Raw genomic sequence first — 14,073 nt, forward strand, 5'->3', positions numbered from 1 at the left:
ACGCGGCGCGTAAAGGGTCGTGCAGGAGATAGAACCATGAACATCCACATTGACGGCGCGCGTCCGCAGGACGACGCCGAACGGGGAATCCTTGCCTTCATCGAGGAGAGCATCGCCATCCGGCGCGATCTCCACCGGCATCCGGAGCTCTCGCTGAAGGAGAAACGCACGGCCGCTCTCATCGCCCGTTATCTTCTGTCCTTCGGATATGAGGTGACGGAGGGCGTCGGCGGACATGGCGTCGTGGCGACCCTCAAGCGCGGCCACGGCGAAAAACGCCTCGGTATTCGCGCCGATATCGACGCGCTGCCCATTGCCGAGGAAACCGGCCTTGCCTATGCCAGCGACACGCCGGGCGTCATGCATGCCTGCGGTCACGACGGCCATACGACCATCCTACTCGCAGCAGCCCGTTATCTTGCCGAGACCTCGAGTTTTTCCGGCACGTTGACACTGATCTTCCAGCCCGCCGAGGAAATCGGCGCCGGCGCGAGGGCGATGATAAAGGACCGGCTGTTCGAACGCTTTCCGGTCGACGCCGTCTTTGGCCTGCATAACTGGCCGGGTGTCGAGGCGGGCCAGTTCGGTTTCGTCGAAGGTCCTGCCATGGCCTCCGTCGACAAGGCGAAGGTGCGGATTGTCGGCAGGGGCGGACACGGGGCAGCGCCGCACGAAACGGTCGACCCGGTTCTCGCCTCAGCAAGCTTCGTCACCGCGCTGCAAAGCATCGTTTCACGCAATGTCGATCCGCGCGAGATGGCGGTGCTGACGGTTGGCTCCATTCATGGCGGGACGGCTTCGAATGTCATTCCCGAGAGCGTCGAACTGCAGATCACTGCACGCGCCTTCTCGCCGGTCGTGCGCGACAGGCTGGAAGAGCGGCTTCCGGCGCTGGCAAAGGCGCAGGCGGAAAGCTTTGGCGCAAAGGCCGAGGTTGCTTATGCACGGGGTTTTCCGCCCGTCATCAATCATGCCGTGCAGACGGCTTTCGCCCAAGATGTCGCCAGACGGCACTTCCCGCCAGGACGGATCGCCGAGAGCTTTCAGCCGAGAACGGCGAGCGAGGATTTCGCCTACATGCTGCAGGAGCGGCCTGGTTCCTATCTCTTCGTCGGCAATGGCGACAGCGCGCCGCTGCACAGCCCTCACTACGATTTCAACGATACGATCATCGCGCCTGCGGCGCGCTTCTGGGTGCGTCTGGCGGAAGACTACCTCTCCTGACGCAAAATTTGGGACAAGGACATGAGCGACAGTTTTTTCTACACATCGGTCAAGGATCCGCTCGCGACGCCGCTTCTTGAGGAGTTGCTGTTCGAATATGACAGCCGCTACGGCACATTTTTCAATGCGGAAGGGGCCAAGGCGGAGCTCAACAAATATCCGCCTGAGGCCTTCAGCCCGCCATCTGGCAACTTCCTGCTGCTCCTGCGTGACGGCAAGGCGATCGCCGGTGGGGCTTTCATGCGCTATGACGACGAGACGGCAGAATTCAAGCGCGTCTGGACACACTCCGCCCATCGCAGGCAGGGGCTCGCGAAACTTGTGCTGCGGGAACTGGAGCTGCAGGCGATCCGTCAGGGCTACGCCCGCGTTTATCTGACCACCGGCTTCCGTCAGCCAGAAGCGGTCGGTCTTTATCTGACCAACGGCTACCGCGCCCTGTTCGACACCGCGGCCGATCCCGAGACGATCAAGTCCCTGCCTTTTGAAAAATGGCTGTCTGAAGCTTCTGCGCCCATCAGGGATGGCGCATCGCTTTCGGCCGCGCGGCCGCAACTCTCTCCAGTTCATCCGTGAAAGGCCTTTTCCGATGACGATAGCTTCCGATTTTCCGAATGTCTCGGTGAGTGAACACAAGGGCGAGCCGGTCAGGGACGGTTACGCGCATTTCCGCGTCGTTCCTGCCCGCTATCCGCTGCGTACGGCGGGCACCGTTCTTGCGGTTCTCATCATCGCGGCCGTCCTGCATTCCGTCTTCGGTAACCCACGCTGGGGCTGGAATGTATTTGCGGAATGGTTTTTCGCCGAACCGGTGCTTGTGGGGCTAGGCCGGACGCTGCTGCTGACGGCGCTTGGGGCTTTTCTGGGTTTCGTGCTCGGCACCGTTCTCGCCCTTGCCCGCGTTTCGGGGTCTCCCCTGCTTGTCGCGATCTCCTGGACCTATATCTGGATATTCCGTTCCATTCCGCTGATTGTGCTGCTGCTGATCCTCAATAATCTCGGTTATCTCTACGAGACCGTCACGATCGGCGTTCCCTATACCGGTATCAACTTCTTCAGCTGGAACACGACGCAGCTCATGACGCCCTTTGCGGCTGCGGTGCTCGGACTGACGCTACATGCTGCGGCTTTCTCATCGGAGATCGTGCGCGGCGGCATCCTATCGGTCGAACAAGGTCAGCTCGAGGCGGCGGCCTCGCTTGGCCTGCCGCGCCGCCGGCAGTTTTCGCGCATCGTGCTACCGCAGGCGATGAGAACCATTCTGCCCAATGGTTTCAACGAGATCATTCTCCTCGCAAAGGGAACGTCGCAGGTCTATATCCTCGCGCTGCCCGAGCTATTCTATACGATCCAGATCATCTATCGCCGCAATCTGGAAGTGATCCCGCTGCTGATGGTTGCAACCGTCTGGTATCTGGTGATCCTGACCGCGCTTTCCATCGTCCAGCATCACATTGAGCGGCACTTTTCGCGTGGCGCGCTGCGCAACCCTCCGCCCTCACTATTTGCAACCCTCTACCGCACAATCCGGCCGCGCAGGCCCTTGCCTGAAGCGGTGGAGGCACCAGCGCCTGCGGACGCTAGAGCCGAACGGCCGGCCGCCGTCAGGACCGGTAGTTTCCAGCTCGGAAATCGCGGTGGGTCGGTCAATATTCACGGTGTTTCGAAGTCTTTCGGCTCGCTGAAAGTCCTTGATGATGTCACCGTTTCCATTCCGGCGGGCAGTGTCACCACCATTCTCGGCCAGTCCGGATCCGGCAAGTCCACCCTGCTGCGCTCCATCAATCACCTGGAACGCGTGGATGATGGCTTCATTGCCATCGACGGCGAACTGGTCGGATATCGCCAGCAAGGCGACACGCTCTACGAGCTGAAGGAGCGGGAGATCCTCAAGCGGCGCGTTGAAGTGGGTATGGTTTTTCAGAGCTTCAACCTCTTCCCCCATCTTACCGCACTGGAAAATATAGCCGAAGCGCCGGTCGTGGTTCGCGGCATCAAGAAGGAGCAGGCCGAGGCGGAGGCGAGGGATCTTCTGGCTCGCGTCGGTCTTGCCGAAAAGTCCGGAGCCTATCCGCGTCAGCTTTCGGGCGGCCAGCAGCAGCGCGTGGCGATTGCGCGGGCGCTTGCCCTGCGGCCAAAGGTGCTGCTGTTCGATGAGCCGACCTCGGCGCTCGATCCCGAACTCGTCAACGAGGTGCTTGACGTCATCAAGGAACTGTCCCGGTCCGGCGTCACCCTCATCATCGTCACGCACGAGATCGGTTTTGCCCGCGAAGTTTCCGACAGGGTGATCTTCATGGAGCAGGGGCGAATTCTCGAAACGGGCACGCCTGACAAGGTGTTCAATAATCCCGAGCATCCGCGCACAGCCGAATTCCTCGCCAAAGTTCTCTAATCAACAAAAAGGAAACACTCACATGGCTTTTTCATCGAAATTATTATCCCTGCTCGCTGGTGGTCTTTTCACGGCCAGTGCCGCGCTCATCCCGGCAGCGCATGCGCAGGAGGTTGACCTGTCGCCGGAGCAGAAGGGTCGCGTTCGCGCAGAAAAGGTGGAGGAGGCGATCAAGCTTCTGCCTGCCGGCCACAAGTTCGTCGCCGATGGAAAGCTGACGGTTGCGACCGTACCTTTCCGGTTGCCGCTTGTGGATTATGCGAGCGACACGAAGACGCCGATTGGCGTGGAGCCGGATATTGCCCAGCTCGTCGCCGACAGCCTTGGACTTGAACTTCAGCTTGTCCCCATCGCCTGGGCTGACTGGCCGCTCGGTCTCACATCAGGCAAATATGACGCCGTGACGTCTAATATAACGGTGACGGAGGCCCGCAAGGAAAAGTTCGATTTCTCCAGCTATCGCAATGACCTGCTGGGCTTTTACGTGGGCAACAACAGCAAGGTCACGTCAATCGGCAAGCCCGAGGATGTTGCCGGGCTGAAGGTGATTGTCGGCGCGGCCACCAATCAGGAGCAGATACTCTTGAAGTGGATCAAGGACAACAAAGCCAAGGGTCTGGCCGACACCGAGGTACAATATTACGACGACCAGGCGGTGCTTGATGTCGCCCTGCAATCCGGCCGCGCGGATGCCTATCTTGGCCCCAATGCCACCTCTGCCTTCCAGGCGGCAAGCCAGAAGAAGACGAAGCTCGTCGGCACCTTCTCCGGCGGCTGGCCCGAAGCGGCGGAAATCGCCGTCGCTTCGAAAAAGGACGCCGGTATTGCCGAAGCCATCACTGCCGCACTGAATGCCCAGATCAAGAACGGCAACTACGGCAAGGTGCTCGCCCGCTGGAATCTGGGCTCGGAGGCCATCACCGAATCCCGCACAAACCCGCCCGGTCTGCCCAAGAGTTGAGAAGGCATATCGCTGACAGCCAAGTTGCCGAAAAAGCTGAGTTGAAGGTGGGACATCACTCAGCCGGTAGCGCGGGCCTCCTCCCGCCCGCGCTACCCCCGTCCCGCGATCAATATCGGGAAACACCAATGACTTTCACCTTTCGCCTGACCTCTGTCACGCTCGGCGCCTTTCTTTCCTTTGCCGGCTTCGTGTCTGCTTTCGCAGATGATGTCTTTGATCTGTCGCCGGATCAGCCTGGGCGTGTCAGGGTCGAGAAGGATGCCGGCGCCATTGCCGTCATCCCGAAGGATTTCCGGTTCGTCTCACCAGGCAAATTCACCGTGGCCGTTTCACCGGGCGGCCCGCCGCTGGCCACTTACGCAACCGACGCGAAGACTGTCGTAGGGGCCGATCCCGATTATGCGCTCGCCGTTGCCGACAGTCTCGGGCTTGAGCTGGAACTGGTGGCGGTCGCCTGGGCGGACTGGCCGCTGGGGCTCGCGTCGGGCAAATACGATGCGGTGATCTCGAATGTAGGTGTCACGGAGCAGCGCAAGGAAAAGTTCGACTTCTCCACCTACCGGCAGGGTCTCCACGGCTTCTTCGTCAAGTCCGACAGTGGCATAAGCGCTATCAGGGAGCCGAAGGATGCGGCGGGGCTGCGTATCATCGTCGGCGCCGGCACCAATCAGGAGCGTATTCTGCTGAAATGGAGCGACGAGAACGTTGCCGCCGGTTTGAAGCCGATCGAGCTGCAATATTACGACGATGAAGCAACGCGGCTTGTAGCCCTTTCGGCAGGGCGGGCGGATGTAATCGTTCAGCCGCATGCCCAGCTGGTTTTCATCGCAGCGCGAGACAAGACCATCAAGCGTGTCGGAACCCTTTCCGCCGGATGGCCGGAACGTTCCGACGTTGCAATCACCACCCGCAAGGGTTCGGGACTGGCCGATGCATTGACACTTGCCACCAACGATCTGATCAAGAGTGGTGCCTATGCAAAAATTCTCGACCGCTGGCAGCTTTCCGAAGAGGCGCTGCCGGAATCGCGGACCAATCCTCCCGGACTGCCGAAAAGCTGACCTGCAGATGAGATGCGGCGGACTGCAATACCCGCTGGGTCAGCCCCGCGGGTATTTGTCCGTCAGAAATCCGCGACCTTGCCCCAGGCCGAGCTGTTAAAACGGCTGGGATGATAAGGCGCGGGATCGACGCTCGGGCTGGCGCCAGTGACGATATCGGCAATGAGGTGGCCCGCTCCCGGACCTATGCCGAAACCATGGCCGCTGAAGCCCGCGGCGAGGATGAAGCCGGGCAATTCGCTGGTTTCACCAATGGCAGGTACGCCATCCGGCGTGCTGTCGATAAAGCCGGCCCATGTGGTCGAAACCTGCGTTTTGCGCAGAGCAGGCAGGAGCTGCAAAGCTCTTTCATGGGTTTCGCGTATCGCTGCCGCATTCGGTTTCGGATCCAGAATGCGAACCCGTTCCATGGGGGTCGGCGCATCGAGGCGCCAGTTTTTCAGCGACTCGTGGCCGCCGCGAACGCCTTCCAGGCCGCCCGGCCTGAGACTGCGCCAGCGCTTTAGGAACATCGGCACGAACTCACGCGCAAACCGCGCCTGCTGCGCCGTCGGGTCAATGCGTCCAAGCCCGCTGATGGCGAGCGTATAGCCCCCATTATTCCGCTTCGTTACCGAGACGGCGGCAGTGTGCAGCGCATCCGGCAGACCTTCCGCGCCGGGCGTAACGGCGAGAATAGAGGACCGAACCGAAGCCTGCGGAAAACGGATGCCCAGCTGGCGGCAGAATGAAGAGGCCCAGGCGCCGCCGGACATGATCGCCGTTTTCGTGCGGATGGTTCCTTTTTCGGTAACGACGGCGCTGACGCGACCATTTTCCGTCTCGAGGCCCCGCGCGGCGCAGTTCTGATGCACCGTGCCGCCCAGCTTCATGATGGCACGCGCTACGGCGGGGGCCGCCATGGAAGGATCGGCTGTTCCGTCGGTCGGTGAAAAAACGCCCCCCCTCCAGCGTTTTCCGGTCGCATGCCCACGCTCGCTCGCCTCATCTGCGCTCAACATATGGGTCGTCACGCCGGCAGTAAGGGCAAAGTCGCGCCAGCGCGCCCATCCAGCAAGCTCGGCCTCGTTGTCGCTCAGGTAAAGCAGCCCGCAGCGGCGAAAGCCGGTGTTCTCGCCGCCTTCGGCCGCAAATCGTTCCCAGAGCGTAAGGCTCTGCGTCGAAATCGGCAATTCCCTTGCGTCGCGGTTCTGCTGCCGGCACCAGCCCCAGTTCCGGCTGGATTGCTCCGCGCCGATAAGACCTTTTTCGACAAGGGCGACTTTCAGGCCGCGCTGCGCGAGGTAATAAGCAGCGAATACGCCGACGATGCCGCCGCCGATGATGACGGCGTCAGCCGCTTTCGGCAGGTCCGGCGATGTCGTTATCTGTTGCAGCGGGGCGGGCATGGTCTGGCTCCTTATAGTCGTCCTAATTTACCTTGGCCGGCGCGCAAACGTTGCCAGACTGGGCTCTCTGCCGGAATTTCCTGCTGTTCACAGACCTCTCTGCAACTCTTTCTGCTGAATGAAAAAAACATCGTTGCGTCGACAGCGCGCGTCCATGTGGTAAGATTTCAATTGCCGCGCCAGAATTTTATGCCGCGTGTCTGAAAAAACAAAAGGGGTTCCGCACGTGATGAAACTTGACCGGATCGATATCAAGATTCTCTATGAACTTCAGAAAAACGGTCGCATCACCAATGTCGAGCTGGCGGAACTTGTCAATCTTTCGCCAAGCCCCTGCCTGATGCGGGTGAAGAAGCTCCAGTCGGAAGGTTATATCGAGGGGTATTCGGCGCAGATCAACATCAACAAACTCGGCCAGACGCTGACGGTCTTTACCGAGATCACACTCAAGAATCATCGCCAGATCGATTTCGCCCGCTTCCTCGGGGTCGTCGAAAAAATCGACCAGGTGGTGGAATGCCATCTCGTTTCCGGCGGTTACGACTACCTCCTGAAATTCGTCACGTCGGGCATTGTCGAATATCAGTCGATCATGGAAAGGCTGACCGATATGGACGTGGGCATCGACAAATATTTCAGCTTCGTGGTGCTGAAATCGCCGATTATCAAATCGCATATGCCGCTGACCAGCCTGTTTCCGCTTTGAAGTGAGAGGGAGTGCATCTGACGTCCGCAGAACCGATGGGTTTGACAGGGGGTTGCACTTACACTCCGTCACCCCGGACTTGATCCGGGGTCCAGCGCGATCAAGTCCCTGATCGCAAAAGACTCTTCTCACGGGGCAGACGCGCCGTGGCTGGATGCCGGATCAAGTTCGGCATGACGGAGGACAGCGTCTCAATCCTCTTTGGTAATCACCCAGGTTTTTGCAACGCCTTACTGTTTTTCAGCGGCTCACCGCTTGGAAAACGCCCGCACCAGCTCCGCATCCTGCTGAAGATTGTCGAGCCATGTCGGGTCGAGTTTGGGTACCGAAGAGAAGAGCAGCTTTGAATAGGGATGCGTCGGCGATTTGATGGCTTCCGTCTCCAGATGCTCCACCTTCTTGCCGGCGTACATCACCACGATTTCGTCGCAGATGGTCTCCACCACCGAGAGATCGTGGCTGATGAAGATGTAAGAGAGGTTCAGCTCCCGCTGCAATTCGCCGAGAAGATCGATGATGGCGGCGGCAACCACGGTGTCCAGCGCCGAGGTGATTTCGTCGCAGATGATGAGTGATGGTTCGGCGGCCAGCGCCCGGGCGAAATTGACGCGCTGCTTCTGCCCGCCTGACAGGCCTGAGGGATGACGGTGGCGCACCGAGCGCGGCAGCTTCACCATGTCGAGAAGCTGATCGACCCGCGCATCCCGGGCCTTGCCCTTCATGCCGTGATAAAAGGTCAACGGCCGGCCGAGAATATCCTCGATCGGTTTCGAAGGGTTGAGCGCGGTATCGGCATATTGGAAAACGATCTGCATGCGGCGCAGCTGGTCGCTTGTCCGATGGCGGGCATCGGCATCCAGCTCCTTGCCTTCGAAAATGACATGGCCGCCTGCCGCCGGAAGAATGCCGGCAATGGCGCGTGCCAGTGTCGATTTTCCGCAGCCGGATTCGCCGATGATACCGAGATTGCGACCGGGATAGACCGAAAGGCTGACGGAATCCACGGCGCGCACGAGCGGCATCCTGTCGTCGCCCTTGGTGCCATATCCAGCGATCAGATTTTCAATATCCAGCAACGGTGCTGCCCGCTCCTGCGTTGGCGGGGCGACCGCGCGGGCCTTGTCATGAAATGCCGTCAGCAATTCCTTTGTGTAGGGATGCTGCGCATTTTCGAGAATATCCCTGGTGGTGCCGGTTTCCTGTACCTCGCCGCCTTTCAGCACCACGATCCGGTCGGCGATCTGGGCAACGACGGCGAGATCGTGTGACACATAGACACCTCCGATGCCGCCCTTGCGCATTGCCGATTTGAAGGCGCGCAGAACCTCGATCTGGGTCGTGACGTCGAGTGCGGTGGTCGGTTCGTCGAAGATCACCAGCTTCGGATTGCCGATCAGCGCCATGGCCGCGGAGAGGCGCTGAAGCTGACCGCCGGAGACCTGATGCGGATAACGGTCACCGATGGTTTCCGGGTTGGGCAATGAGAGCGCCTTGAAGAGCTCAACCGCGCGTGCACGGGCTTCCTGCGGCGGCATCAGGTGATGGATGCGGGTGACTTCGATGACCTGCTCTATGATCTTCTGTGCCGGGTTGAAGGCGGCAGCAGCGCTTTGCGGGACATAGGTGACTTGTGTGCCGCGAACCCTTTCGCGCTCTGTTTCGGAAAGCTGCACCATATCCTGACCCGCCACCTTGACGCTGCCGCCGGAAATGCGGCAACCGGGGCGGGCGTAACCCATCAGCGTCAGGGCGATGGTGGTCTTGCCGGAGCCGCTTTCGCCGATCAGTGCGACGATTTCGCCATCGGCGATATCGATGTCGACGCCCTTGATGATATCGATGCGACGGCCTGAATCGGTGGTTGCCTCGACCTTCAATCCGCGGATTTCAACGAGATTGTTCATGCTTCGCTCCTGTCGCGAATTTTCTGCGGCAGATTGTCGATCAGCAGGTTCACGCTGATCGTCAGGCTTGCAATGGCCAGTGACGGAAAAATGACCGCGGGAGCCGCGAAAGGCAGGCCGCCGATGTTTTCGCGCACCAGCGCACCCCAGTCGGCATTGGGTGGCTGCAGGCCGAGGCCAAGGAAGGAAAGGCCAGAAAGAAGCAGGACGATAAACACGAACCGCACGCCGAGATCGGCAAGCACGGGCCGGATGATGTTCGGCAGAATTTCGGAGCCGATGAGATAAAAGAGGCTCTCACCGCGAACACGCGCCACTGTGACGAAATCCATTGTGTTGACATTGACTGCAAGCGCGCGCGCAAAACGATAGGCGCCGGGCGTGTAGATGACCGAGAGCGTGACGATCAATACCGGAATGGACGAACCGACAGCGGCGACGACCACGAGGCCGAAAAGCTTGCTTGGAATGGAATTCACCGCATCGAGAAACCGGCTGAGCGCGGCGTCGAACCAGCCGCCGATGACGGCGGCGCACATGCCGAGCACAACGCCGCAGGTGCAGGCGATGGCGACCGCTGCCAGCGAAATGCCGACCGTGAAACGTGCGCCCATGAGAATACGGGAAAGCACGTCACGACCGAGATAGTCCGAACCGAGCCAGAGCTCCGATGTCATCGGCCCGAAATAATCGAAATCGACGATTTCACCGACCGGATGCGGAATGAGATATGGCGCGAAGATCGCAACCATGGCCCAGAGAAAGATGACGAGAAAGCCGAAAACGCCGACTGCGTTGATCTTGTAACCCAAACGCGAGGTCCCCGAAGTTGTTTTGACATGATCGGCCATCAGCGCAGCCTCGGATTGGACATGATGGCGATGATGTCTGCGGTCGTGATGAGGAGGAGATAACCGACGCAGAAGATCATTGCGCAGGTCTGGATCAGCGGCAGGTCGCGGGTGGCGACGCCATCGACCATCAGCTTGGCGATGCCGGGATAATTGAAGATCGTCTCGACGATGATAACACCGCCGACAAGATAGGAGAGCGAGAGCGCCACCGCGTTGACAATGGGGCCGAGCGCGTTTGGCAGCGCGTGGCGCAGCACGATGCGCATGCGCGGCGCACCTTTCAGCAGCGCCATTTCGACATAGGGCGTGTCGAGTGTCTCGATAACGGCGGCGCGGCTCATGCGGATCATTTGGGCGGAGACAACGAAGGTCAGGGTGATGACGGGCATGGCGTAAACACGCAGCACATCGAAAAGCGTGTGCACTTCGCTGACGAGCGATAGCGCCGGCAGCCATTTCAGGTAAACGGCAAAAAGCAGCACCGCGAGCGTCGCGATCATGAATTCCGGCACCGAAATGACGCCGATGGTCAGCACGGTGACGGCCCGGTCATAAAGCGTTCCGCGCAGCATTGCGGAACTGATGCCGAGCGTCAGCGCCAGCGGCACGGCGATGATGGTCGTGATGCCGGCCAGCTTCATGGAGTTGATGAAACGCGGGCCGATGAGATCGGCAATCGCCATGTTATTGGCATAGGACGTGCCGAGATCACCCTGCACCAGGCCGAAAAGCCAACGGATGAAACGCAGCAGGGCGGGATCGTCGAGATGCATGGCGGTACGCAGGCCGGCAACGGCTTCAGGCGTCGCCGCCTGGCCGAGGAGGATCGTCGCGGTGTCGCCGGGTAACAGGCTGGTGGCTGAAAAGACGATAAATGAGACGATAAGCAGCGTCGTCAGCATGACGACCAGCCGCCTGGCGACAAGGGATAATATCCGGCTGTTCATTCACATGCTCCTGCAACCTGCCTGATGGTGGAGGCTTCCCGCATCTTGGGGAAAGCTTGCCGGGCGCTGTTTCACGCCCGGCACCATGGTTTATCAGGCTTCGAGCCAGACGTATTCCGCGAAGGCGTAACCCATCATGCCGCCGAGTGGATTGGCTTCCAGCCCCTTCAGCCTGGAGGAGATTGCGTCCACATTGGTGAGATAGGCGGGAATGATGGTGCCTGCTTCGTCGGCGATCATCGTCTGCATCTCGAAGTAGATCTGCTTGCGCTTCTCCATGTCGAGCAGGCCGCGCGCCTCCACCATCAACTTGTCGAATTTTTCCGACTTGTACTGGCTTTCGTTCCACGGCGCGTCCGATGCATAAAGCAGCGAGAACAGGATGTCGGGCGTCGGACGCGGGTTGATGTTGCCGAAATGGATCGGGGCCTTCAGCCAGTAATTGCTCCAGTAGCCGTCGGCGGGAACGCGCTGCACGTCCAGCTTGACGCCGATTTCCGCAGCCGAAGCCTGGATGATCATCGCCATGTCGATGGCCGAGTTCGCCGCGTCGGAGGTAATGACCGGGATGGACTGGCCAATGACGCCGGCTTTTTCGAAGTGGAACTTCGCCTTTTCGGGATCGAAGGCTTTCGGCTTCAGATCCGGATTGTGATAGGGGCTCATGGGCGGCACCGGCTGGTCGTTCCCCACTTCCCCAAGTCCGCGCAGGGCCGCCTTGACGATCTGCTCGCGATTGACGATCGACTTCATGCCGGCAATGAAATCGGCCTTGTTACCGGGTGCCTGATCAAGACGGATGTTGAGATTGGTGTAGTTGCCGGACGTTCCCTTCGACAGGACAACGCCCTCCTGCTTGTCGAGCAGACGGAGCGCGCGCGGGTTGATGGCGGCGGCGAGCTGGATATCACCGGAGAGAAGCGCGTTGACACGGGCGTTGTCGTCCGAGATCGCGAAGAACTCGAAGCTGTCGACGTGCGGTCCGCCGGATTTCCAGTAATTGGTATTCTTCGCCATGATCGAGCGTACCCCCGGCTCGAATTTTTCGAGCTTGAAGGCACCGGTGCCATTGCCCTTGGAGAAATCGGTGGTGCCGTCCGCCACGATCATGAAGTGGTGCATGGCAAGGATCGTCGGCAGGTCGGCATTGGCGCTGGCCAGCGTAATCTCGACGGTGCTTTTGTCGACGGCCTTGAAGCCGGTCATCTGTGCCGCGATCTTGGCAACCTTGGAGCCGACGGCTGGATCGAGATGGCGCTTCAGCGAATAGACCACGTCGTCGGCGGTCAGCGCCTTGCCGTCGTGGAAGGTCACTCCTGAGCGGAGTTTCACGGTCCAGGTCTTGGCGTCCTTGGATTCGATCGATTCGGCCAGCTCCATCTGCGGCGTGCCGGAAATGTCGAGAAAGCTCAGGCGGTTGTAGAGCGCGCAGCAGCGGACATAATCCGTCGAGAGCGAGGCTTTGGCCGGATCCAGCGTATCGGCAGTGGAGGCCGACCAGCCCGCCGCCTTCAGCGTGCCGCCGGAAACCGGGGTAGCCGCCACGGCCTGCGAGGCGCGGCCGAGGATTGCCGAACCGGCGGAAAGGGCCACGCCGCCCGCCAGCATCATGTGAAGCAGTTCGCGCCGTGTGGCGCCGCGGCGGATCGCCTGTTCAACGGCAGCATCGTCGGAGCGGGTCCAGTTTGAAATCCTGTCACTCATGGTCTTCCCCTTTTGTATGATTTCTTGAAATGCGTCTGTAGAAATTATCTGCGGCTGGGGCACCGGTGTGCGCCACGCCGACAGCAGGGGCGGCTCAGCCGCCCGTTTGTCTGGCGGCTTCGGCAAGGCCGGCCATGGACGTGAAGTGATAATCCGGTGCGGTAAAGTTTTCCGGCTCGATCGTGCCGCCATATCCCTTCTGGGCATGGCGACGCTCTATCCAGCAATTGGTCATGCCGAGTTTTCGGGAAATGCCGATATCGTGGTACTGGCTCTGCGCCACGTGCAGAATGTCCTCCTTCGACGCTCCTTCGCTTTCCACGAAGGAGAAGACCTTCTCGAAGAAGGCAGGGTCGGGCTTTTCAGTGCCGGTGTCATCGGCGGTGAAAGCGGCGTGGAAGGGGTTGCCGAGTTCCGTCGAGAAATAGTCGAAGGCCCAGCGTCGGGCGTTGGTCATGGCGATCAGGCGGTGGGTCCTTGAAAGTTCGGCCATCGCGGCGCGGCTGTCGGCAAAGCCTTTCCAGTCCTTTGCCGCGTCGCGCAGACGCTCACCATAGGCGCGCTCCACCGGCAGGCCGAGCTCAGGGGCAATGATGAGGTAGACGCGCACGAGATCATCGGGAAAAAGGTCGGTTGCGTCGGAGTAGCGGGCCGCACGGTAGAGCGCGAGCGCCTTTTCACCATCGACCTCAACACCGTTTTCCGCACCGATTGCGGCCAGCGTCGATGTCAGACCCCGTTCGAAATCGATGAGGGTTCCCACCACGTCGAAGCTCATATATTTGAAGTCGCTCAGTTTTTTGGGCAATGTCGGTCTCCGCTCTGCCGCCACGTCCTTTTTAGGGGAAGGTTGCGGCATTTTATTTCGTTCCCGGACGGGATCCTTGTCCCGTTCCCATTTTTGAAAACGCCTGTTTTAGTGGCGT

General features: G+C 60.1%; 12 protein-coding genes. 6 read left to right on the top strand and 6 right to left on the bottom strand.

Features of this window, described 5'->3' with window-relative positions:
* The first annotated feature begins 36 nt into the window (after positions 1-36).
* From FHW77_RS02480 to FHW77_RS02500, 5 genes are all read left to right on the top strand, one after another.
* Positions 37-1,224 carry a M20 aminoacylase family protein gene (locus FHW77_RS02480; RefSeq protein WP_111813882.1) on the top strand — a complete coding sequence of 396 codons (1,188 nt, stop codon included), beginning with the start codon at positions 37-39 and terminating at the stop codon, positions 1,222-1,224.
* Between the two features lie 21 nt (positions 1,225-1,245).
* A complete protein-coding gene (locus FHW77_RS02485; protein ID WP_037091330.1) occupies positions 1,246-1,800 on the top strand; it encodes a GNAT family N-acetyltransferase in 555 nt (184 codons plus the stop codon).
* A gap of 13 nt (positions 1,801-1,813) precedes the next feature.
* Positions 1,814-3,619, top strand: coding sequence for an amino acid ABC transporter permease/ATP-binding protein (locus FHW77_RS02490; protein WP_077985899.1), 1,806 nt, complete (start codon positions 1,814-1,816; stop codon positions 3,617-3,619).
* Positions 3,620-3,641: 22 nt separating this feature from the next.
* Positions 3,642-4,580, top strand: a complete 939-nt coding sequence (locus FHW77_RS02495) for an ABC transporter substrate-binding protein (protein ID WP_100911195.1) — start codon at positions 3,642-3,644, stop codon at positions 4,578-4,580.
* A gap of 128 nt (positions 4,581-4,708) precedes the next feature.
* Entirely contained in the window at positions 4,709-5,644 is a 936-nt protein-coding gene (locus tag FHW77_RS02500) for an ABC transporter substrate-binding protein (protein WP_100911194.1), read from the top strand.
* A 62-nt stretch (positions 5,645-5,706) separates the two neighbouring features.
* On the opposite strand, the gene FHW77_RS02505 is transcribed toward FHW77_RS02500, so the two are convergent.
* A complete protein-coding gene (locus FHW77_RS02505; protein ID WP_100911193.1) occupies positions 5,707-7,032 on the bottom strand; it encodes an NAD(P)/FAD-dependent oxidoreductase in 1,326 nt (441 codons plus the stop codon).
* A gap of 229 nt (positions 7,033-7,261) precedes the next feature.
* Between FHW77_RS02505 and FHW77_RS02510 the strand changes: the two genes are divergently transcribed.
* The gene (locus FHW77_RS02510) at positions 7,262-7,738 is read left to right on the top strand and encodes an Lrp/AsnC family transcriptional regulator (protein WP_004445447.1); all 477 of its coding nucleotides are present in this window, start codon (positions 7,262-7,264) and stop codon (positions 7,736-7,738) included.
* A 248-nt stretch (positions 7,739-7,986) separates the two neighbouring features.
* Here FHW77_RS02510 and FHW77_RS02515 read toward each other — a convergent pair whose 3' ends face one another.
* The 5 genes from FHW77_RS02515 to FHW77_RS02535 form a co-directional block, all read right to left on the bottom strand.
* Positions 7,987-9,642: an ABC transporter ATP-binding protein gene (locus FHW77_RS02515; protein WP_004445446.1), complete on the bottom strand. Its 1,656-nt coding sequence runs from the start codon at positions 9,640-9,642 to the stop codon at positions 7,987-7,989.
* Positions 9,639-10,493, bottom strand: a complete 855-nt coding sequence (locus FHW77_RS02520; RefSeq protein WP_004445444.1) for an ABC transporter permease — start codon at positions 10,491-10,493, stop codon at positions 9,639-9,641. The genes FHW77_RS02515 and FHW77_RS02520 overlap by 4 nt, the downstream gene beginning before the upstream one ends.
* Positions 10,493-11,443 carry an ABC transporter permease gene (locus tag FHW77_RS02525; RefSeq protein ID WP_004445443.1) on the bottom strand — a complete coding sequence of 317 codons (951 nt, stop codon included), beginning with the start codon at positions 11,441-11,443 and terminating at the stop codon, positions 10,493-10,495. The genes FHW77_RS02520 and FHW77_RS02525 overlap by 1 nt, the downstream gene beginning before the upstream one ends.
* A gap of 93 nt (positions 11,444-11,536) precedes the next feature.
* Positions 11,537-13,147 (bottom strand): ABC transporter substrate-binding protein, encoded by a 1,611-nt coding sequence (locus FHW77_RS02530; RefSeq protein WP_111813884.1) that lies wholly within the window; start codon positions 13,145-13,147, stop codon positions 11,537-11,539.
* Between the two features lie 94 nt (positions 13,148-13,241).
* A complete protein-coding gene (locus FHW77_RS02535; RefSeq protein ID WP_100911192.1) occupies positions 13,242-13,955 on the bottom strand; it encodes an HAD-IA family hydrolase in 714 nt (237 codons plus the stop codon).
* Positions 13,956-14,073 lie beyond the last annotated feature (118 nt).

Origin of the sequence: Agrobacterium sp. RC10-4-1 (genome assembly GCF_014138475.1) — a bacterium.
GTDB classification, from domain to species: Bacteria; Pseudomonadota; Alphaproteobacteria; order Rhizobiales; family Rhizobiaceae; genus Agrobacterium; species Agrobacterium pusense.

What these genes read in the sequence shown, in the direction of transcription:
- FHW77_RS02515 (WP_004445446.1), bottom strand. Translation starts at nt 9,642, where the DNA reads ATGAACAATCTCGTTGAAATCCGCGGATTGAAGGTCGAGGCAACCACC.
- FHW77_RS02500 (WP_100911194.1), top strand. Translation starts at nt 4,709, where the DNA reads ATGACTTTCACCTTTCGCCTGACCTCTGTCACGCTCGGCGCCTTTCTT.
- FHW77_RS02505 (WP_100911193.1), bottom strand. Translation starts at nt 7,032, where the DNA reads ATGCCCGCCCCGCTGCAACAGATAACGACATCGCCGGACCTGCCGAAA.
- FHW77_RS02530 (WP_111813884.1), bottom strand. Translation starts at nt 13,147, where the DNA reads ATGAGTGACAGGATTTCAAACTGGACCCGCTCCGACGATGCTGCCGTT.
- FHW77_RS02525 (WP_004445443.1), bottom strand. Translation starts at nt 11,443, where the DNA reads ATGAACAGCCGGATATTATCCCTTGTCGCCAGGCGGCTGGTCGTCATG.
- FHW77_RS02510 (WP_004445447.1), top strand. Translation starts at nt 7,262, where the DNA reads ATGAAACTTGACCGGATCGATATCAAGATTCTCTATGAACTTCAGAAA.
- FHW77_RS02495 (WP_100911195.1), top strand. Translation starts at nt 3,642, where the DNA reads ATGGCTTTTTCATCGAAATTATTATCCCTGCTCGCTGGTGGTCTTTTC.
- FHW77_RS02480 (WP_111813882.1), top strand. Translation starts at nt 37, where the DNA reads ATGAACATCCACATTGACGGCGCGCGTCCGCAGGACGACGCCGAACGG.
- FHW77_RS02520 (WP_004445444.1), bottom strand. Translation starts at nt 10,493, where the DNA reads ATGGCCGATCATGTCAAAACAACTTCGGGGACCTCGCGTTTGGGTTAC.
- FHW77_RS02485 (WP_037091330.1), top strand. Translation starts at nt 1,246, where the DNA reads ATGAGCGACAGTTTTTTCTACACATCGGTCAAGGATCCGCTCGCGACG.
- FHW77_RS02490 (WP_077985899.1), top strand. Translation starts at nt 1,814, where the DNA reads ATGACGATAGCTTCCGATTTTCCGAATGTCTCGGTGAGTGAACACAAG.